15 protein-coding genes and 1 pseudogene are annotated in these 19,185 nt (G+C 31.8%); 7 read left to right on the forward strand and 9 right to left on the reverse strand.

Translation table 11 applies throughout. The features are described 5' to 3' along the window. Positions 1-8: 8 nt before the first annotated feature. Positions 9-983 (forward strand): FAD:protein FMN transferase, encoded by a 975-nt coding sequence (locus BUR17_RS03765; RefSeq protein ID WP_074228922.1) that lies wholly within the window; start codon positions 9-11, stop codon positions 981-983. Positions 984-996: 13 nt separating this feature from the next. On the opposite strand, the gene BUR17_RS03770 is transcribed toward BUR17_RS03765, so the two are convergent. The 3 genes from BUR17_RS03770 to BUR17_RS03780 all read right to left on the reverse strand — a co-directional run bounded on the left by BUR17_RS03770 (position 997) and on the right by BUR17_RS03780 (position 2,774). Next, on the reverse strand, positions 997-1,257 hold the full coding sequence (locus tag BUR17_RS03770) for a SemiSWEET transporter (protein WP_074230217.1): 261 nt from the start codon (positions 1,255-1,257) through the stop codon (positions 997-999). Between the two features lie 10 nt (positions 1,258-1,267). After that, the gene (locus BUR17_RS03775; protein WP_074228924.1) at positions 1,268-2,020 is read right to left on the reverse strand and encodes an SDR family oxidoreductase; all 753 of its coding nucleotides are present in this window, start codon (positions 2,018-2,020) and stop codon (positions 1,268-1,270) included. Positions 2,021-2,156: 136 nt separating this feature from the next. Continuing rightward, entirely contained in the window at positions 2,157-2,774 is a 618-nt protein-coding gene (locus BUR17_RS03780) for a hypothetical protein (RefSeq protein ID WP_074228926.1), read from the reverse strand. A gap of 709 nt (positions 2,775-3,483) precedes the next feature. Between BUR17_RS03780 and BUR17_RS21215 the strand changes: the two are divergent. Together BUR17_RS21215 and BUR17_RS20625 are read left to right on the forward strand one after the other, a co-directional pair. Then, positions 3,484-4,253, forward strand: a pseudogene (locus BUR17_RS21215) (4-hydroxy-tetrahydrodipicolinate reductase). A 102-nt stretch (positions 4,254-4,355) separates the two neighbouring features. Then, positions 4,356-4,526: a lmo0937 family membrane protein gene (locus BUR17_RS20625; RefSeq protein ID WP_143747516.1), complete on the forward strand. Its 171-nt coding sequence runs from the start codon at positions 4,356-4,358 to the stop codon at positions 4,524-4,526. A gap of 522 nt (positions 4,527-5,048) precedes the next feature. Here the strand turns inward: BUR17_RS20625 and BUR17_RS03790 are convergent. Beyond that, the gene (locus tag BUR17_RS03790; protein WP_074228928.1) at positions 5,049-6,707 is read right to left on the reverse strand and encodes a helix-turn-helix domain-containing protein; all 1,659 of its coding nucleotides are present in this window, start codon (positions 6,705-6,707) and stop codon (positions 5,049-5,051) included. A gap of 277 nt (positions 6,708-6,984) precedes the next feature. Between BUR17_RS03790 and BUR17_RS03795 the strand changes: the two genes are divergently transcribed. Next, on the forward strand, positions 6,985-7,317 hold the full coding sequence (locus BUR17_RS03795; protein WP_074228930.1) for a hypothetical protein: 333 nt from the start codon (positions 6,985-6,987) through the stop codon (positions 7,315-7,317). A gap of 253 nt (positions 7,318-7,570) precedes the next feature. Here the strand turns inward: BUR17_RS03795 and BUR17_RS21125 are convergent, their stop codons facing one another. From BUR17_RS21125 to BUR17_RS03815, 5 genes are all read right to left on the reverse strand, one after another. Then, positions 7,571-7,705 (reverse strand): hypothetical protein, encoded by a 135-nt coding sequence (locus BUR17_RS21125; RefSeq protein WP_262484503.1) that lies wholly within the window; start codon positions 7,703-7,705, stop codon positions 7,571-7,573. Positions 7,706-7,745: 40 nt separating this feature from the next. After that, a complete protein-coding gene (gene bglX / locus BUR17_RS03800) occupies positions 7,746-9,968 on the reverse strand; it encodes a beta-glucosidase BglX (RefSeq protein WP_074228932.1) in 2,223 nt (740 codons plus the stop codon). 141 nt (positions 9,969-10,109) lie between these two features. Further along, positions 10,110-11,540 carry a glycoside hydrolase family 30 protein gene (locus BUR17_RS03805; protein WP_074228934.1) on the reverse strand — a complete coding sequence of 477 codons (1,431 nt, stop codon included), beginning with the start codon at positions 11,538-11,540 and terminating at the stop codon, positions 10,110-10,112. Positions 11,541-11,542: 2 nt separating this feature from the next. Continuing rightward, positions 11,543-13,006 carry a RagB/SusD family nutrient uptake outer membrane protein gene (locus BUR17_RS03810; RefSeq protein ID WP_084550388.1) on the reverse strand — a complete coding sequence of 488 codons (1,464 nt, stop codon included), beginning with the start codon at positions 13,004-13,006 and terminating at the stop codon, positions 11,543-11,545. Positions 13,007-13,017: 11 nt separating this feature from the next. Next, positions 13,018-15,795, reverse strand: a complete 2,778-nt coding sequence (locus BUR17_RS03815; protein WP_074228936.1) for a SusC/RagA family TonB-linked outer membrane protein — start codon at positions 15,793-15,795, stop codon at positions 13,018-13,020. Positions 15,796-15,972: 177 nt separating this feature from the next. Between BUR17_RS03815 and BUR17_RS03820 the strand changes: the two genes are divergently transcribed. The 3 genes from BUR17_RS03820 to BUR17_RS03830 all read left to right on the forward strand — a co-directional run bounded on the left by BUR17_RS03820 (position 15,973) and on the right by BUR17_RS03830 (position 19,171). After that, entirely contained in the window at positions 15,973-17,157 is a 1,185-nt protein-coding gene (locus tag BUR17_RS03820; protein ID WP_074228938.1) for an MFS transporter, read from the forward strand. A gap of 22 nt (positions 17,158-17,179) precedes the next feature. Then, a complete protein-coding gene (locus BUR17_RS03825) occupies positions 17,180-17,920 on the forward strand; it encodes an NUDIX hydrolase (protein ID WP_066679059.1) in 741 nt (246 codons plus the stop codon). Positions 17,921-17,992: 72 nt separating this feature from the next. Then, entirely contained in the window at positions 17,993-19,171 is a 1,179-nt protein-coding gene (locus BUR17_RS03830; RefSeq protein ID WP_074228940.1) for an acyl-CoA dehydrogenase family protein, read from the forward strand. Positions 19,172-19,185: the final 14 nt, after the last annotated feature.

Here is a 19,185-nt window from a genome sequence, read left to right on the forward strand (position 1 = left end):
TATAGCACATGAAAAACCTGAGAAATTTCTCCCAATTATTTTTGATTTTACTTTCTTCATCAATGTTTGCTCAAGTTGAAAGAAGCAGATTGGTTACTTTAATGGGAAGTAAATTTGAAATTACTTTGGTCGATAAAGATTCTCTTTCGGCAGAAAAAAACATTGATAAATCTATAGATGAAATCCGGAGAATTGAAAATTTAATTTCAGAATGGAAACCGGAAACTCAGATCTCGGAAGTTAACAGAAATGCAGGAATAAAGCCGGTGAAAGTTGATCCCGAAGTTTTTGCTTTAACAGAAAAAGGAATTTATTTTTCTAATTTAACTGACGGAGCTTTCGACATCAGCATCGTTGCAATGGATAAAATCTGGAAGTTTGATGATTCTATGAACGAATTACCTTCTGAAGAATCTATCAAAAATTCTGTGAAAAATGTCGGTTATCAAAATATTATTTTAGATAAAACTAATTCTACTATTTTTCTTAAAAATAAAGGAATGAAAATAGGTTTCGGATCGATAGGAAAAGGTTATACTGCTGATAAAACCAGAGAATTGATGAAAAGTTTTGGAGTAAAAGCAGGAATCATCAATGCTTCAGGTGACATTTCAACTTGGGGAAATCAACCCGACGGAAAACCTTGGGCAATTGGAATTAATAATCCTTTTAAAGATGATAAAATTGCTGCAGTTCTTTTTTTAAATGAAAATGCCGTTACCACTTCGGGAAGTTATGAGAAATATGCAGAAATTCACGGCAAAAGATATTCTCACATTATGAATCCCAAAACAGGCTATCCTTCAACCGGGTTAACAAGCGTTACCGTTGTGGGACCTAATGCAACAATGGCCAATGGCTTCAGTACATCAATAATGGTTTTAGGAAAAAAAGAAGGTCTAAAGCTGATAAAAAAATTCCCTGAATATCAATATTTGTTAATTACTGATTCAGGGAAAATTATTAAAAATTTGAATAATTAAATATCTCTTTATATCAATTTTTATCTTTAAAAATAAAATAACAGATCAATAAGGTCAGGTTTACCAAAACGGCAAATGAATTTGATAAAATAATAGGCAATTCATCCTGCTCAAAACCATACCAAATCCAAAGTGAAAGTCCGGAAATCAGAATCACAAGCATCAACCAAGAAATATCCTCTACATTTTTTGTTTTGATTACTTTGATGAGTTGCGGCATTGATGCGATAGCAGTTAAAGCACCGGCAATTAATCCTAAAATTTCTACATTCATTTTTTCTAAATTATCCGTTAACAATAATTCCACCATTGGGATGCAGAACCTGTCCTGTCATTTGTGCTGAAGCGGAGGTTGCCAAAAAAAGATAAGACGGTGCAATTTCTTCAGTACTTGCATTTCTCTGCAACGGTGGTTTATTCTCATCTTCCTCTTTTTCGTTAAAAGTTTCTTCTGTAAGCGGTGTTGCAACTGGTCCCGGAGCAACTGCATTTACTCTTATTCCTTTCGGTTTTGCCTGTAAAGCCAAAGATCTTGTAAAAGAAACAATCGCTCCTTTAGTTGCTGCATAATCCAGTAATTCTTCATGACCTTGGTAAGCTACTGCAGAAGTCGTATTGATGATAGAGCTTCCTTCTTTTAAATAAGGAAAAACCGCTTTTGTAAGAAGAATCATTCCGATGATGTTTGAATTAAAAGTAGTGCGAATATCTTCTTCTTTTAGCTTGGTAATATCGTCACTTGGAAACTGAATTCCTGCGTTATTAACCAAAATATCAATACTTCCCCATTTGTCAATCACTTCTTCTGTTGTTTTTTGACAGAAACTGCTGTCATTTACATCTCCTTTAAAGATCATGCATTGGCGTCCCAAATATTCAATCTCACTCTTTGTTTTTTCGGCATCTTCAATATCCGAATGAAAAATAATCGCAATATTGGCGCCTTCTTCTGCAAAAAGTAAAGCTGCTGATTTTCCTATTCCGCTGTCGGCTCCGGTAATTAAAGCTGTTTTACCATTAAGTTGTAATCTATTCATATATTTTTGGTGATTATGGTTTAAAATAAAAATTCAGCATAAAATAATATACTGAATCTTTATTTCTTTAAATAGCATAAAGCAAATTGTATGCTTTTATGATAAAAAACAACAACAAAATGACAGATGTGGTATTTTATTTTAAACTTACCATACCATCAGTGAGTTGTTTCCATTGAATTTTTGATGAACCAACCATTCTACCAAAAGCAATGAACATATTTTTTACACTACTAATTATATCTGTATTTTGATTAGGCTTTTCGTTTCTTCCATAAATTGCCATCTTAACATAATCATTCCCTTTAGAAATAACAAATGTAGAAGTAGTATTTGCTGAGTGAAAATGTACTGTTTTTCCTGCAAACTCATTTCCCGGTAATTTTGAAGGTCGGCATTGCATCATTATACGATTAGGATTTGTTTTATCAATCATATCAATGCGTACCCATTGATAATCCTCTGTCTCTGGATTTTTGATTTCCGACAATAAAATTTTAATATAATCTCCTATTATAGGTGATCTATCTACCTTATCTCCCGAAGAATCACATAACGTAAAATCTGCAATATTATCTTTTGAATAAGCTCCCCATTTATTTATTTCAAAAAAACGTTCTTTAAGAATATTATACTTTAGCTCAGCTTCGTGAGCATTTTCAAGTTTTTGAATACTTTCTGTGTCATGGAAATTTCCCTTTACCTGCAACGGAATTCCCGGAACTTTTTTTGCCTTCATTAATTTTACCTGCATTAATTTACTATAATATAATTTGCTTTAAATATTTTTTGATTTTAAATCATTATTTGATTTTATTTTTAAAAAATCTTAAAACGTCAGTATATATAAATATTTCTTTAAAATTTTAATACAAATTTAATATATATCACGTTGAAATGAAAATATTCGCGTTTTTTTCTTACTACACAAACAACACAACCCATATTAGTTATTGGTAATGAATAGATTAAAAAATAAAATCATTTCATTCTTGCAAGAAAAATATAAAAAATAATCTAAATAAATAATAATTTAACTAATCAAAAATTTTAATAACAATTTCTATTCCTTTTTAATTATTAAATAATAAATTCTTAATAATCAAATTAATTTTTAAAATATTTCGTAAAATAAAGTCTTTTAAAAAACTAATCGGAAAAATATATATGTATTTTTTTAGAATTAATTTCGTCATATGTTATTTTTTTAACTATATTTGAAATGAAAATTTTTTTTTCATCATTTGTGTTTTTATTAAACCCTCCTAGTAGGAGGGTTTAATTTTTATTATACTTTGCTCCTAATTATCACATTTCTTATTAATTTTTAACCATAGAGATAAGCATTTTACAATGTTTACGAATTTCTCTGATCACGATTTAAATAATGCTTGCATAAAATCGTTCAAAAAATATTTTCATAACTTACAATTTAAAATTACCAACACTACAAATTTTTAATTATGAGAATAGGTTTAATAGGATTTGGAAAAGCCGGAAAAGCGGTTGCTAATGTAATACTTCAAAACCCAGAGTTTAACCTTGAATGGGTTTTAAGAAAAAGTAAAAACATGGAAAACATATCTGTTAAAGAATTATTAGAGACTGATTCTACTGACAAAGCACAGATTTTCTCAGAACAAAATATCGAAATCAGTGAACATTTCAGAAAATATCCCGTAGATGCAATTATTGATTTTTCTTCTTCGGAAAGTATTCATAAATATGGAAAAGCTGCATCTGAAAAGAAAATAAAAATCATTTCAGCAATTTCTCATTACGGAGATGATGAAATAAAAGTTCTAAAAGAGCTTTCTAAATCAATACTATTTTTTGGTCACCCAATATTACTTTAGGAGTAAATTATCTTTTGTTTGCAGCCAGTCTTCTTAAAAATATCGCTCCAGATGTAGATATAGAAGTTGTAGAAGAGCATTTTAAAGCAAAAAGCGGAGTTTCGGGAACCGCAATTAAAATCGCAGAAACTTTAGATATAGAAAAAAATAGCATTAATTCTGTTCGAGCAGGAGGTATTGTAGGAAAGCATGAAGTAATCTTTGGATTTCCCTATCAGACAGTTCGTTTAGTTCATGAATCAATTTCAAGAGAAGCATTTGGAAGCGGTGCGCTCTTTGTAGCCAAACACCTTAAAAACTATTCTAAAGGTTTCTATAATTTTGAAGATATATTAAGGCCTTTTTTCTTCGGTAATCCTCAAAATAATCTGTCTTAAATTTACTCTATAAATGTACAAAATATTAAAAATATTTTATTTATTTCTGAAAAGGCACATAATATGCTAATAACAATATATAAACCTTAAAAAAATATTATTATGAAAAGCGTATTATGGTTAGTAGCCGTCATTTGTATTGTTATTTGGCTTTTAGGAATGCTAAACATTATCCCCGGAATTAGCACCAATTATTTAATTCATGTTTTATTGGTAATTGCTGTAATTGTAGTTCTATACAATATTATTTCCGGCAGAAAGCCTTTAGATTAGAAAAACAAATAGAAAAAATTAAGAAAGCTGAATAGTATTATTCAGCTTTTTTATGCTAAAATTTTAAAATTGATTTAAATCTATCCATAAATTATCACTAAAAGTTCAGATTTCAACTTAATTTTTATTAAAAGTCTAATTATTAGAACATATTTAAATTAAATTTTGAAGCAATACAAGACAAAACAATAAAAATCTAAATATCAATTACTTAAAATATTTTTACATGGTGTTTTTTTGTGAATTTTTACGTAATTATTTATAAATAGCTCCAACAATAAGTTGTTGATGAAATTTTATGATGATATATTTGCTACAGATAAAACGAGACACTTAATCATTCATATATAATAACTTTTCATCATTCAGTTTTCATGTAGAACATCAGGGTTCTGACAATCTAGGAAAAAGAACCCTGTTCTCTACAATTCTAAATTAGACACCATCATCACATTTTATTAATAGAAAAACCGAACTTCTTTGAAGTTCGGTTTTCATTTTTTATATATTTAAGTTTTACAACTAAGATTGATTTTGATCTTCTAATTCCTTAATTCTCTTTTTAATAAAATCAGCAGGTCTTATCCCATTTTGCTCTAAGAAAATATTTGAGAAACTTTGTCTGTTGCTAAAACCTGCAGCAGAAGCAATATGCTCAATAGAATATTTTCTCCATTCTTTATCATGATAAATCTTCTGTGTCGCAAAATTGATTCTCAAGACATTAATGTAAGTATTAAAGTTACTTCCTTTATATTCATTGATAACCTGTGAAAGATAAGAAGTATTTGTTTTAAACTGTTCTGCAAGTTTTTTTAGCGTTAATCCTTGCTCTAAATAGCCCTGCTTAGTTTCGAATGTCTTAATGTCATTTAAAAGCTTTTCTACAATACTGTTATCAAACTTGATATTCTTATCACCAGTATCAATAACTTCAGGTTTTACAGTAGCAACAGCCACTTCAGACTGATTATTTTCTTCAAGCTTTATTAATAAATCGTCGTAATTTTTTTGAATGTTTTTTTGCTTTCGAATTCTATAATACATTACGATTCCTAATGCGGTAATAATCGCTAAACAAATAAATATGAGTAATTTACTATAAGAATTTGTTTTCTCTAGGTTTTCTTTTGTTTCCAGAAGCATCTTGGTATCATACTCCTTATAAACTCGGCTTGAAAGGTGTTTAAAATCTGAAGCTATTACACTATCCACTTTAAGAAGCTGATTCGTGTAGTACAATTCTTCTTTATGATTACTACCTTTTCGATAATATTCAATCAATTCTTCATAATTGCTTCTTAATTCAGGAAGAATAAATTTATTTTCATTGAAAATGGAATCTACTTTTCTGTAATTTTCTACCTCAAGCTGTAAATCTCCTAAAAGCTCATAACTTTTACCTTTATAAAAATAAATATAAGAAGCCCAAGTAAAATCATTAACTTTTATAAGCTCAGGAAGTGCTTTATCAAAATAATAAATTGCTTTTTTATAATTCTTCTTTTTAAATTCTGAAACACCTAAGCTTTTTGTGAAGTAGCTGGTTTCCAAATAAAAATCTTTGGTTTTGGGAGTTTTTTCTGCTGCTTTTTTTAATAAATTTTCTGCTTCTGCATCTTTATTAAGCATTTGATAACAAATAATTGCCTGATGCAGAGAGTTTAAATAACCTTTGGTATTATTAAAAACAAGATTCTTTTTAATATTTCCATCAATTTTAGTTTCAAAAAAACTGATACATTGTTGAAATATCGCCAAAGCTTCATCATAATAGCCCAAATAGCTTTTTACAACACCGATATAGTAAATATTTCTATATTTTAAATACTCATCCTTCGAGTCTTTTAAATATTCATAAGCTTTTAAATATTCTTCTAAAGCAAATTGAAATTTTCTTTGGTTAAAATAATAAATTGATCCTTTCGTTAAAAAAGCATTTCCTATCAAGTCATTATTTTCTGATTTTTTAGCAGCAACCAAAGCACTATCTGCATACATTATTCTTTGATCTTCAGAATATAAAATTGCATCTTTATAAGCCTGAAAAAGCTCGGGATAATTTTTCTCTGACTTTGCTTTTTTGATATATTGATTTACATATACAAGCGCCTTAGGATCATTCTCTTCGTAAGCCCAGTACTTTTCTCTAAGCTTTGAGTAATAATCCTGCGAATACATTATACTTATAATGAAAAAGCAACTACAAGTAAAAATTCTTTTAATCATCAGATATTTCTAAGAAAATTTTATTCAAAAATACACAAAAACTATTTATTATAAGCTATTATAAGATAATCTGTTTATTTAATTAACACTCTGTTTATTTTAAAAAACGTATTTTTGCATGGTAAAAATTTATAAATCGAACCTTAATGTATTTGCTATAGTATATATTTTTGACTACTTTCGATTAACTAAATTTAGAAACAAATATAATCATTAATCCTAGAATAAAATGAAAACAAAATTTATTGTACTCAGTCTCATGGCAGCGGGAATCTGCACAATGAGTTGTAGGCAAGACGATGAAAGCCCGGGAGAAGAAACTTTTCAGTCGTCCTTGAAACAGCAAAATCCTACTGATGAATCTCAAAAAAATGTTAATGATTCAATATCTGTAGAAAATGCTGAAACTGATCCTCCAAGAGATGGAGCACATTGGAAAGTAGATGAAGTTAGTGGAACTAAAAAACTTGATTCTTTATCATTACCTTTACAGGTTAATCCTTATAATGGACCTACAGAGCCTCCAAAAGATGGAGCGCATTGGAAAGGAAGCGAAAAATAAATGTAAACTTGTTTTTTATACTTAAAACTTTTTGCAAATCAAACTTAGTAAAAAACTAAAATTTATAAAACCTGCTGTATATTTCAGCAGGTTTTTTTATTTATTTATCGATTTATAATTTTACTTTAATAAATCTAATTCTAGCAAGTTATTATCCCCGCATTATTTGCTTTGGCATCTCTCTCTTGTTCTCTCAACATTTCTTCAATATCTAATGGATTTCCGTTTTCATTGATCATCATTATTTTGTATTTTAGGACAACGTCTGAGGTATCTCTTTTATAGGATTATTTCTAAAATCTATAACTTCTTCATGATCAATTACAACAGTATTTTCAAAAGCTTTTAATGATGAAAAATCATTAAAACCAATATCTTCTACCACCAAAAGCAGGTTTTATCCCGCTCTTAGTAATGAAAACTATTATTTATTTTGACCAATTAATTCTTTTTGTCTGAACATTTTGAGAATCGGTTCCGATCATGATGTCGAATTCTCCGGCTTCCCAATCATAATTCAATTCATCATCGTAAAATTTCAGATTTTCAGGAGTTAATGTAAAATTAATGGTTTTAGTTTCTCCTTTTTTAATGAAAACTTTTTGGAAACCTTTTAATTCTTTTACAGGTCGTACTACTTTTCCATATAAATCTCTGATGTACAACTGCACCACTTCTTCCCCATCGTATTTTCCGGTGTTGGAAACATTTACACTGATATTTAAAGTCTGATTTCCTTTAAGGTTGGTTGAACTTAAATTCATTTCAGAATATTTAAATTGAGTATAACTTAAACCATAACCAAATGGAAATTTAGGATCATTATCAAGATCAATGTAAGCTGAAACATAATTTCTGTCGGTGTTGTTTTTTGCTGGTCTTCCTGTGTTGTAATGATTGTAATAAACAGGAATTTGTCCTTCTGTTCTAGGAAAAGACATTGGAAGTTTTCCACCCGGATTTACCGTTCCAAAAAGAACATCTGCGATAGAATTTCCGGCTTCAGTACCCAACCACCAAGTGTAAACAATGGTTGAAATATTATCTGCAGCCCAATCAAAAACCAAAGGTCTTCCAGCATTGATCATTAAGACAATCGGTTTTCCTGTTTTAGCAATTTCTTTTAAAAGTTCTTCCTGAACTCCCGAAAAATGAATATTACTTCTGCTTTTCGCTTCTCCGCTCATTGCGTGACCTTCACCTAAAGTCATAATCACAACGTCTGATTTTTTTGCCGTTTCTATAGCTTCTGCAAACATAGATTTATCCTGATCATCAACATTAGCTCCTTTTGCATACAATAAAGTGGAATTTTTGCCTAATTGATTTTTGATTCCATCAAACTGAGTAACAATTCTTTGATTGTCATCTTTAAATGCAATCGACCAGAAGCCATGATTGGCAACTGTTTCTTTTCCGAAAGGACCGATCAATGCTACAGTTTTAATAGATTTTGAAAGCGGAAGAATATTCTTTTCATTTTTAAGTAAAACAATGCTTTTTGAACCAAATTCTCTCCCAAACCTTCTATTTTCCTGATTGTTTAATTGTTCTTTCTGCCTCTTTTCACTGCTAAATCTGTAAGGATCATCAAATAATCCCATTTCAAATTTTTTAACCAAAATTCTTTTCGTTGCGTCATCAATAAATTTTGGATCAACTTTCCCTTCTTTAACCAATTTTGGAAGTTCAGCCATGTAAGCACGGCTTTCCATATCCATATCGGTTCCTGCATTCATGGCTTTTTCGGCAGCTTCTTTATTGTCTTTAGCATATCCGTGAGGAACCATTTCTCCGATACTTCCCCAATCTGAAACTACAAAACCTTTATAATTCCATTGGTCTTTTAAAAGATTTCTTAAAATATATTTGTTTGCTGTTGCCGGAATTCCATTAATGTCGTTAAAAGAATTCATAAAAGTCGCGACTCCCGCTTCTGCAGCAGCTTTGAAAGGAGGTAAATAAGTTTCGTGTAATTGCCTTAAACTCATATCCACAGAATTGTAATCTCTTCCGCCAACTGCGGCTCCATACGCTGCAAAATGCTTCGCACAAGCCATAATTGCATCAAGATTTCCAAGACCTTTTCCCTGAAAACCTTTGATTCTTGCCAAACCAATTTGCATTCCCAAATACGTGTCTTCACCTGAACCTTCCATTACTCTTCCCCATCTCGGATCTCTTGCGATGTCGACCATTGGTGCAAAAGTCCAGTGAATTCCATAAGCTGAAGCTTCAGTTGCTGCAATTCTTTCTGATTTTTCAATTAATTTTAAATCCCAACTCGCCGCTTGACCAAGATTCACGGGAAATGTTGTTCTGTAGCCATGAATTACATCCTGACCAAAGAATAAAGGAATTCTTAATCTAGATTTTAAAGCTAATTCCTGAAATTTTTTCGTTTCTTCTGCACCTGCAACATTGAGCATAGAGCCAACTTTTCCTTTTTTTATTTCTTCTAAAACCGTCGCAGAATTTGAGTTTTGCGGACCCGTTGCATATTCAAAACCACTGTATTGAACCAGCTGTCCTACTTTTTCTTCCAACGTCATTTTTGACAACAACTCGGAAACTTTCTGATCGACCGTTTTTTGTCCGAAAGCGTTGAATCCGAATGCTGTAAATGCTAATATGAAATATATCTTCTTCATTTATAATTAGTTTTTGGTATGTTTCTAAATGTAAAGTTCGCTAAGATTTCTTGCAAATAATGCGGTTGATTTTTTAAGTTCACTAAAATCTTTTACTTAACAAAGAAAAACGAAGTTTTACCAATCAATAATAACTTTAATTTAAAAAATATAGGTCGCAACAGAACTTCCGGTAATTGTAACCGGCGCTGTTTTCTGATTATATTTTATATTGAAACTTTCATCCGATTTATTGTTGTTCTGAACAATCAAAACCGTTTTACCTTCCGGAGTTTTAAAAGCAACCGTAGCTAAGTTTTCCGTTTGTGTAGAAGCTATTCTCTGAGAATTTGCCGGAACAAACTTTGAAGCATGAGCAATAATATAATAGGCAACATTTCTTGTGAAATTTTCACTGTCTGAAACCGTAATCGCACCTTTACATTCTGTACATCCTCCTGGAGTATGAGGTTTATATTGAGTATCATTCGCAAGATTCCATTCTAAAGCAATTTTACTCCAGTTTCTCATCGAGCCGATGACAACATTTCTGGTGTGCCAGTTTAGGTCTTCATTGAAAGTCCCTTTTGCACCTGTCCATTGTTCTGTAAAATAAAGGTTCTTATTGGGATGAGCCTCGTGAACCGTACTCAAAGCTGAAATATCCCCTTCATACAGATGGAAAGCAGAACCGTCGATATATTGATTGGCTTCTGAATCATTTAAAATATTGATGGCGTATTCAGGTTTGTTGCAATTGTGATCGTAAACAACAATTTTGGTTTTAATATTATTTGATTTAAAAATAGGACCTAAACTTTGCTTAATAAAATCTCTCTGCTGATCGGAAACCATCAGTAAACTTGGATTGTTTCCTGGGTGTAATGGTTCGTTTTGAGGAGTGATTGCATCAATTGTAATTCCCTCTTTTTGCATTCCTTGAATATATTTCACAAAATATTTTGCGTAAACATCATAATATTCAGTTTTTAGGCTTCCACCAATCGATTTACCATTATCTTTCATCCAAACCGGTGGTGACCAAGGTGCAGCAATGATTTTTATTTTAGGATTAATTGCTAAAATTTCTTTTAACATTGAAATCAAATCTTTATCTCTTGCCAAACTGAATTTAGAAAGAGAAGGATCGGTTTGACCTTCAGGTAAATCATCATAAGAAAAAACTTCGCCATCTAGATCTGATGCACCAATGCTCAATCTTAAATAACTTATTGAAATTGAGTTCTTGTCATTCCCAAAAAGTTCGTTTAGTAAAGCTTTTCTTTTTGAAGGAGAAAGACGATTGATTACTTCAACACTTCCGCCGGTTAATGTATACCCAAAACCATCAATATATTGAAACTTCTGTGCGTCGTTAATTTCAATATTTTGAAAGTTATTAGAAGTATTTACAAAAGTCAATGCATTTTGTTGCTGTAATTTTACACTTTCATCACCTTTCGTCATCCAGATCTGGACTTTATTATCTGTATTTGCTACAGATTTACACGAAGATAAAGGCAAAAGCACCACACCGCTAAATAGCAGTGCAGTACTTTTTAAAAAGAAACTATATGAATTTTTGTTTAACATATTTAATATCCAGGATTTTGAGTTAAATTCGGGTTATTATCCAATTGAGTCTGTGGAATTGGCCACAATAGTCTGTTTTGATTTAAATTATTTACATAAGGCAAAAGATTTCCATTGGCATCTCTTTGCTGTGAAAGTATAGAAATTGCTTTTCCTGTTCTCTTCAAATCAAACCAACGGTGCCCCTCAAATGCTAATTCTAATTTTCTTTCTTTTAGAATTTTATTAATTCCGTCATCTGCATTGGAAATTGTGATAGGAGTTAAACTTGAGCTTGCTCTTGCTCTCACTTGGTTGACCAAAGTTGCAGCATCTGTGAAATTTCCCTGACGAACTAAAGCTTCAGCTCTGATTAGTAATAAATCTGCATACCTCATCACATAAAAATTCTGATGTCCTGAAGTAATTCTCATTTTATACATGAAAGGGAAATTATTGCTTTGCCAGAAATTATCTGACCAGCTTACTGTAGTCGGAGAAAACCATACACTTGAGTTTTTTCTTACATTATCACCTTCCGTGTTGAAAGTATTTACAATGTCGTAAGAAGGCGTATTAAATTTCTTCCAATCTGTTCCGTAAAACATTGAAGATCCCCATGCCCAAAGATTTCCTGCATTTCCGTTTGATTCGAAAATAGATTCTGCATTCGCTTCGTGGTTTCCATCAAAAAGCTGATCGTAAACCGGAAGTAATGAGTATCCTTGTCCCATTAATTGAGTTGTATAATCAATTACTTTTGCATAATCAGGATTTGGTTTTGTTGCGTAAACTTTTGCCAATAAAGATAAAGCTAAACCTCTTGTTGCTCTGTATTTATTTGAACTTGCAGGTGCATTTGCTAAAGCTCCTTCTAAATCTGCAATAATTTGAGCATATACTTCATTAATAGGTTTTCTTGTTGGATAAACCTGTTCGTAAACCTCATCAAAATTTTCGTCATTCACACCGATTACAGCTTTGGTAACCAAAGGAAAATCTCCCCAAAGCTGAACTCCATGGAAATTATACATCGCTCTCATAATCGCTGCTTCAGCTTTCATTTCGGCTTTACGAGAACTTGTAAGAGAGGGATCAGGAATATTATCTACATAATTTAAAATTTTATTACAGTTATTAATAAAAGTAAATAAGTAGTTCCAATCTCTGTTGACGTTTGAATTCGTCGCGATAATTCTGTATTCGTCAATCTGGAAGTTCTGAATATTATCACTTCCTGCATGAGCAATTTCTGTTTGTGCATCGCCATTAAAGAAATAATCTAACTGCCAATATTCATTTCCTAAGTCAGTATAAATTGTGGTCATTAAACTTTCAGCTTCTGCAGTAGTTTTATAAGGAGTATCATTAAGAGGAACTGCTCTATCTGTTAAAGGTTCTGTATCAAGATAATCGCTACATGATGCTGTTCCTAATGTAAGAGTTGTTCCAAGTAAAAAATAGTATATTGTTTTATTAAGTTTCATAAGAATTTAAATTAAAAGTTAGCTTTAAGACCGAAAATAAATGTTCTTACTTGTGGGTAAGTACCATAATCAACACCAGAAATACCAGCCGTTGTATTAAAAGCATTTACTTCAGGATCAAAACCTGTGTAATCTGTCCAAGTCAGAAGATTTTGACCAGTTACATATAAGTTTATTTTACTCACTCCTTTAAAAGGACTCAAGAAATTGTAACCTAATGTAGCACTTTTAAGCTTTAAGAAAGAACCATCTTCAACAAATCGATCAGAAGCATACTGTGAGCTAGCAGAATAAGCTCTTGGAGTTTTCGTAATTTGTCCCGGAGTTGTCCAACGGTCTAAAACTACGGTAGATTGATTTTTAAAATCATTCATCATTTCCAAATCAAATCTGGTAGCATTATAAATTTCACTTCCGTAAGATCCAGTTATTAATACATCTAAATACCAATTTTTATATGAGAAGTTATTACTGAATCCAAAAGAAAAATTAGGGTTTGGATTTCCAATAAATGTTCTGTCTCCTGGATCAAAATATCCGTTTCCATTATTATCTTTATAAATGATATCTCCTGTTTGAGAATCTACATGATCAACTTGATAACCATAGAACGAACTTATAGGTTGACCCGCCTGAAATCTAACTAAATTGGCGCCTACGGTTTCTACATTTGCTCCTTCCAAAACAGGAATCCATTTTAAATCTAATACTTTATTTTTTGTGAATGAAATATTAAAATTCGTATTCCAATTAAAGCCTTCTCCTTTAAAATTTTGAGTATTTAAAGCAAATTCTAACCCGTTGTTTTCCATACTTCCTACATTTTTATAGTAAGGTACAGAGGCAGATCCCATAGGAATTCTAACAATTAGATCGTTGGTTTTTCTTTTATAGGCATCGACATTCAATCTGATTCTGTTATTTAAAAACCCAAAATCTAATCCCAAATTGGCATCGTTTGTAACCTCCCAAGTCAAATCTGCATTATCCCATTGGCGTGTATACCAAGATCCTGCGTCACCAATTTCCGTTTGTCTTTCTAAATTAAAGTGAGAATAAGGAGGAACTCCTGATGCGTTACCTGTTTGTCCCCAACCTCCTCTTAGTTTCAACTCAGAAAGTATAGTATTATCTTTAAGAAAATCTTCATTAGATACCGTCCAGGCAGCAGAAATACCTGGGAAAAAGCCCCATTTATTTCCTGAAGCTAAAGCTGAACTTCCATTATATCTGAAAACTCCCATAATGGTATATTTATTATCAAGAGTATATAAAGCTCTACCAAAGAAAGACATTTCTCGTAAGTTTTCTTTTACCAGACTTTCATGTCTGTTTACAGCAGTATTAAAATCAAACATTGCAGTTCCTTCGGGAAAGCTATCTCCCCAGTAATTATGCCAAGAATTTCTTTTTTCATGAATTTGATTACCTCCTAATAATGCTAAATCATGAACCCCTGATTTTATGGTATATGTTAAAGTATTCTCAATATTCAAATCCTGATAACTTGAATAATACTTTCCTCCAATACCTTTCTGCTGTCTTCCGTAGCTCGTTTGGTAGCCATCTGTAAACTGGTCATTTGTGCTTTCAATTAAATCGAATGAAACTGTTGGTTTCCAAACTAAGTTTTTAAGCAGATTAACTTCCAATCCTAAATTACTCATAAAACGTTGCGCCTGAGTTTCATTTTTTCGGGACTGATAAGCCACTGGATTTTCCCACGAAGATTGAAATGGGTTTAAAGCAAACTGTCCGTCTTTATAACCATCAATGAAATTTCCGGAGGCATCTTTCTCTCTTACTTTTAACTGATTACCATAAATTGGAAGAAAAGAAGGCGTGTTTAAAGCACTTAAAATAACTCCACCTCTTGAAGTTCCTAAATTATCGTTTGTATTTTTTAAACCTGTATTGATGTAATTGAAGTTACCGGTAAGCTTTAGCCAATTAGTAATTTTTGCATCCAAATTCATTTTTGCTGAAATTCTTTCAAATCTTGCAGGATCAATAATTCCATCAATTCCCTGATAACCTAATGCTGTATAAGCTCTTACTTTTTCGTTTCCAAAAGAATAATTGACGTTATAGTTTTGATCAAAGCCTGTTCTGAAAACTTCATCTCTCCAATTGGTATTAATCCCTTGGTATCTCGGATTGTTAATTGTTGTAAGAAAAGATGGATTAATTTCCGCCATCAACGTTTTGTATTGGTCTAAATTTAAAACATCAATATTGTTTACCGTTTTAGACATTCCCCAATATGCATTGAATGCCAATTGCGGTTTATTGGCTTTTCCTCTCTTTGTCGTAACAATTACAACTCCCGAAGAACCGTTGATTCCGTAGATTGCTGCAGAAGTAGCATCTTTCAGAATCGTCATATCTGTAATATCATCAGGATTAATTCCACTGATGTCAAAAGTTTGAATTCCGTCTACTACATACAATGGGTTTACACTTGATGAAATTGAATTGTTTCCTCTGATTTTCACATCAATTGCTGCTCCAGGTTTACCCGAAGACTGTATCACATTCACCCCTGCAGCATTTCCCTGCAAAGCCTGACCTACATTATAAATAGGTCTGTCGTCAAATGTTTCAGATTTTACGGTAGATACCGCACTCGTAAGGTTTGATTTTTTCACTGAACCATAACCAATAACTACTACTTCCTCGATCTTCTGCTCTTTTGAAACAGTATCGCGCGGCGTAGTCTGTGCATTGAAATTTGCCGTAAAATAAAGTGCGGCAATAATCCCTAAGCTTCTTGATATTTTTACATTCATATACAGTTAAGTTTTTTAATTCTCAAATTGAGACAATAAAAATATATCTTTTTTTTATTAATTAACATTTTTTTAATAATTATTTTAATATTTCCACTATTTTTGGGCAATCAAAGGCTGTTGATTTTAATAAATATTTGATTATTTGTTAAAATTTAGCTGATATAAATTCCCAAAATGACCACTAAACAACCAAATATTTCACTTCCGCTGAAACTTACTTTCCTTGTTTTTTCAATGGTTTTAAATTGCATGGGGATTGTTATTCTTCAGCTTTCCGAGCAGAAAATCACCTATGATAAACTTGGTTTTTTAGAGTCTTTTAAAGATTTACCGATTGCAATATTTTCTCTTTTTGCAGTTAATTTTATCAGCAGGTTCGGAACGAAAAAATCATTGGTTTTTGCTTTAATGCTTGTCGGAATATGTTCTTTATTTTTACCCTTTGTCGAAGTTTTTTGGTTTTTTAAATTATGGTTTGCTATTATCGGAACCTGTTTTGCGATAGGAAAAATTTGTGTTTACGGCATTATCCGAAATAATATGACCGAAGAAAAATCATTAGCCAAAACCATGAACAGCGTTGAAGCTTCTTTTATGATTGGTATCTTTACGGTCAATACAGGTTTCGGATGGTTAATTTCCAGCCAGTTTGGTGAATATTGGAAATTTGGCTTTATGTCTATTTCTCTGATTTCTTTTTTTACTGTTTATCTTTTTACGAAAGTTAAAATTGCCGAACCGCAAAATAAGACCACGAGAATTCTCCCTGATCTCTCAGGATTTGGAAAAACAACTTTTATACTTTTTTTTGCAGTAAGTTTTTTTATTATTTTTATCGAACAGAGTTTTAATTCCTGGCTTCCTGCATTTTACAAAGATCATTTAAAAGTTAATTCTTTCTTTGCACTTCAGGCATCTTCGTTTTTGGCGCTCTTTTCATATACAGGAAGAGCAATTACTTCAAAGATTATTCAGCGATTTCCGTTGTCAAAATATTTCATGATGTGTGTGTTGATGATTATCATTTTGTTGGTTATCATTTCAGGCATTCAGTTTTATTTTAGTGAGAATGCGAGGATTTTGTTATTTCTTTTTCCAATTATCGGTTTGTTTCTCGCACCACTCTATCCGGTCATTAACTCAAAAATGATTGCAAAAATTGATAAGGATAAAATCAATGCTTTTACTTCTTTAATAGTAAGTGTATCATCAATAAGCAGCTCAATCAATTCAATTTCAATTTCGGTACTGTTTAAAAATCAAATGCTTACTTATTATTCTTTATATATTTTGGGAGCTGTGATTATGGTTTCCGTTTTAGCATATTCTTATTTTAAACTTAGTGCTAATAAAATTTAAAAAATAATTTTATTTTTACCCCATGAAAACTGATCACAATAAAAACATAGAGACATTAAAGGAACTTATTGATAGTAAAGATCTTATCCCCAATGTATCCGTCGATTGTACTATTTTTGGGTTTCATGATAACATCCTGAAAGTTCTGTTATTAAAATACCACGACCTTAATTTGTACTCTCTTCCCGGTGGTTTTGTTTTTATTGATGAAGATCTAAGAGAAGCAGCTGATCGTGTTTTATACGAAAGAACGCATCTTAAAGGATTATTTTTGGAGCAGTTTCATACTTTTGGGAGACTCAACAGAACCGAAAATAACGTCCACAAAACATTAATTAATAATAAAGGTTTAGATGTTCCTAAAGATCATTGGATTTTACAAAGATTTATCACAGTTGGTTATTGCAGCTTAATAGATTTTACGATGGCAAACACTTTTCCCGATGCTTTTAACGAATCTTGTGCGTGGTTTGAGGTAAATAAACTTCCGCAAATGGCATTTGATCACGACAGAGTAATTGCTGAAGGATTAGAATATCTGCGAAAAAACATCGATACTCAGGTTGCAGCAAGCAATTTACTGCCCGAAAAATTTACGATGAAAGACTTGCAGTCGTTGTATGAAACCATTTTGGGTGAAAAATTCAGACGAAATAATTTTCAGCGTAAAATATTAAGTACTAATTCTTTGGAAAGAATGGAGAAATTATTCGACGGTTCAGCAAATAAAGCACCTTATCTCTATAAATTCATCAAAAAATAGTTTTTTTTCTCTTTAAAGAAGTTTTCTTTTCAGCATTCCGAAAAAATCTTATTTTTAGGGAAATTAAATTACATGTCATATTATCCTCTTACAAGCATTCCTGATTATTATGGAATTGATGCTTTACTTACCGAAGAACACAAGCTTATCCGTCAATCTGTAAAAGATTGGGTTGAAAGTTTTGTAATGCCAAATATTGATCAGGCGGCTCAAAATCATACCGATTTACCAAATTTAATGAGAGAATTGGGAAAAATCGGAGCTTTAGGACCTTACATTCCTGAAGAATACGGTGGTTCTGGTCTTGATCAGATTTCTTACGGTTTGATTATGCAAGAATTGGAAAGAGGAGATTCTGCGGTGCGTTCTGCGGCATCTGTACAAAGTTCTTTGGTAATGTTCCCGATTAATGAATTCGGTTCTGAAGAACAAAAAAGAAAATACTTACCGAAGTTAGCTTCCGGTGAAATGATCGGATCTTTCGGTCTTACTGAACCGAATCACGGTTCAGATCCAAGTTCTATGGAAACGTATTTTAAAGATATGGGAGATCATTATCTTTTAAATGGTGCCAAAATGTGGATCACCAATTCCCCGTTATGCGATATCGCAGTAATTTGGGCTAAAAATGAAGAAGGAAAAGTACAGGGATTAATCGTTGAAAGAGGAATGGAAGGTTTTACCACTCCTGAAACACACAATAAATGGAGCTTAAGAGCTTCTAAAACAGGCGAATTAGTATTTAACGACGTGAAAGTACCTAAAGAAAATTTGCTTCCCAATGTTACAGGATTAAAAGGGCCTTTGTCTTGTTTAAATTCTGCGAGATACGGAATTTCTTGGGGCGTAATTGGAGCTGCAATCGACTGTTATTGTACTGCTGTTCAATATTCTAAAGAAAGAAAACAATTCGGAAAACCAATTGGTTCTTACCAATTACAGCAGAAAAAATTAGCTGAATTTTTAACTGAAATTACGAAAGCTCAGTTACTTTGTCTACAGTTAGGAAATCTGAAAAACGATCACAAAGCGAGTCCGGCTCAGATCTCTATGGCAAAAAGAAACAATGTGAAAATGGCGATTGATATTGCAAGAGAATCACGACAAATTCTTGGCGGAATGGGAATCATGGGTGAATTCCCGATGATGCGTCATGCTGCCAATTTAGAATCAGTAATTACGTATGAAGGAACTCACGATGTTCATTTGTTGATTACAGGTCTTGATATTACAGGAATTAACGCTTTTTAGGCTAAAATAATATT

The organism is Chryseobacterium scophthalmum (genome assembly GCF_900143185.1).
Taxonomy (GTDB): domain Bacteria; phylum Bacteroidota; class Bacteroidia; order Flavobacteriales; family Weeksellaceae; genus Chryseobacterium; species Chryseobacterium scophthalmum.

Excerpts from the sequence above, each read along its gene's own strand:
- BUR17_RS03805 (WP_074228934.1), bottom strand. The coding sequence starts at position 11,540 with ATGTTAAACAAAAATTCATATAGTTTCTTTTTAAAAAGTACTGCACTG.
- BUR17_RS03770 (WP_074230217.1), bottom strand. The coding sequence starts at position 1,257 with ATGAATGTAGAAATTTTAGGATTAATTGCCGGTGCTTTAACTGCTATC.
- BUR17_RS03820 (WP_074228938.1), top strand. The coding sequence starts at position 15,973 with ATGACCACTAAACAACCAAATATTTCACTTCCGCTGAAACTTACTTTC.
- BUR17_RS03790 (WP_074228928.1), bottom strand. The coding sequence starts at position 6,707 with ATGTATTCGCAGGATTATTACTCAAAGCTTAGAGAAAAGTACTGGGCT.
- BUR17_RS03815 (WP_074228936.1), bottom strand. The coding sequence starts at position 15,795 with ATGAATGTAAAAATATCAAGAAGCTTAGGGATTATTGCCGCACTTTAT.
- BUR17_RS03810 (WP_084550388.1), bottom strand. The coding sequence starts at position 13,006 with ATGAAACTTAATAAAACAATATACTATTTTTTACTTGGAACAACTCTT.
- BUR17_RS03780 (WP_074228926.1), bottom strand. The coding sequence starts at position 2,774 with ATGCAGGTAAAATTAATGAAGGCAAAAAAAGTTCCGGGAATTCCGTTG.
- BUR17_RS03830 (WP_074228940.1), top strand. The coding sequence starts at position 17,993 with ATGTCATATTATCCTCTTACAAGCATTCCTGATTATTATGGAATTGAT.
- BUR17_RS03825 (WP_066679059.1), top strand. The coding sequence starts at position 17,180 with ATGAAAACTGATCACAATAAAAACATAGAGACATTAAAGGAACTTATT.
- BUR17_RS03795 (WP_074228930.1), top strand. The coding sequence starts at position 6,985 with ATGAAAACAAAATTTATTGTACTCAGTCTCATGGCAGCGGGAATCTGC.
- BUR17_RS20625 (WP_143747516.1), top strand. The coding sequence starts at position 4,356 with ATGAAAAGCGTATTATGGTTAGTAGCCGTCATTTGTATTGTTATTTGG.
- bglX (WP_074228932.1), bottom strand. The coding sequence starts at position 9,968 with ATGAAGAAGATATATTTCATATTAGCATTTACAGCATTCGGATTCAAC.
- BUR17_RS03765 (WP_074228922.1), top strand. The coding sequence starts at position 9 with ATGAAAAACCTGAGAAATTTCTCCCAATTATTTTTGATTTTACTTTCT.
- BUR17_RS03775 (WP_074228924.1), bottom strand. The coding sequence starts at position 2,020 with ATGAATAGATTACAACTTAATGGTAAAACAGCTTTAATTACCGGAGCC.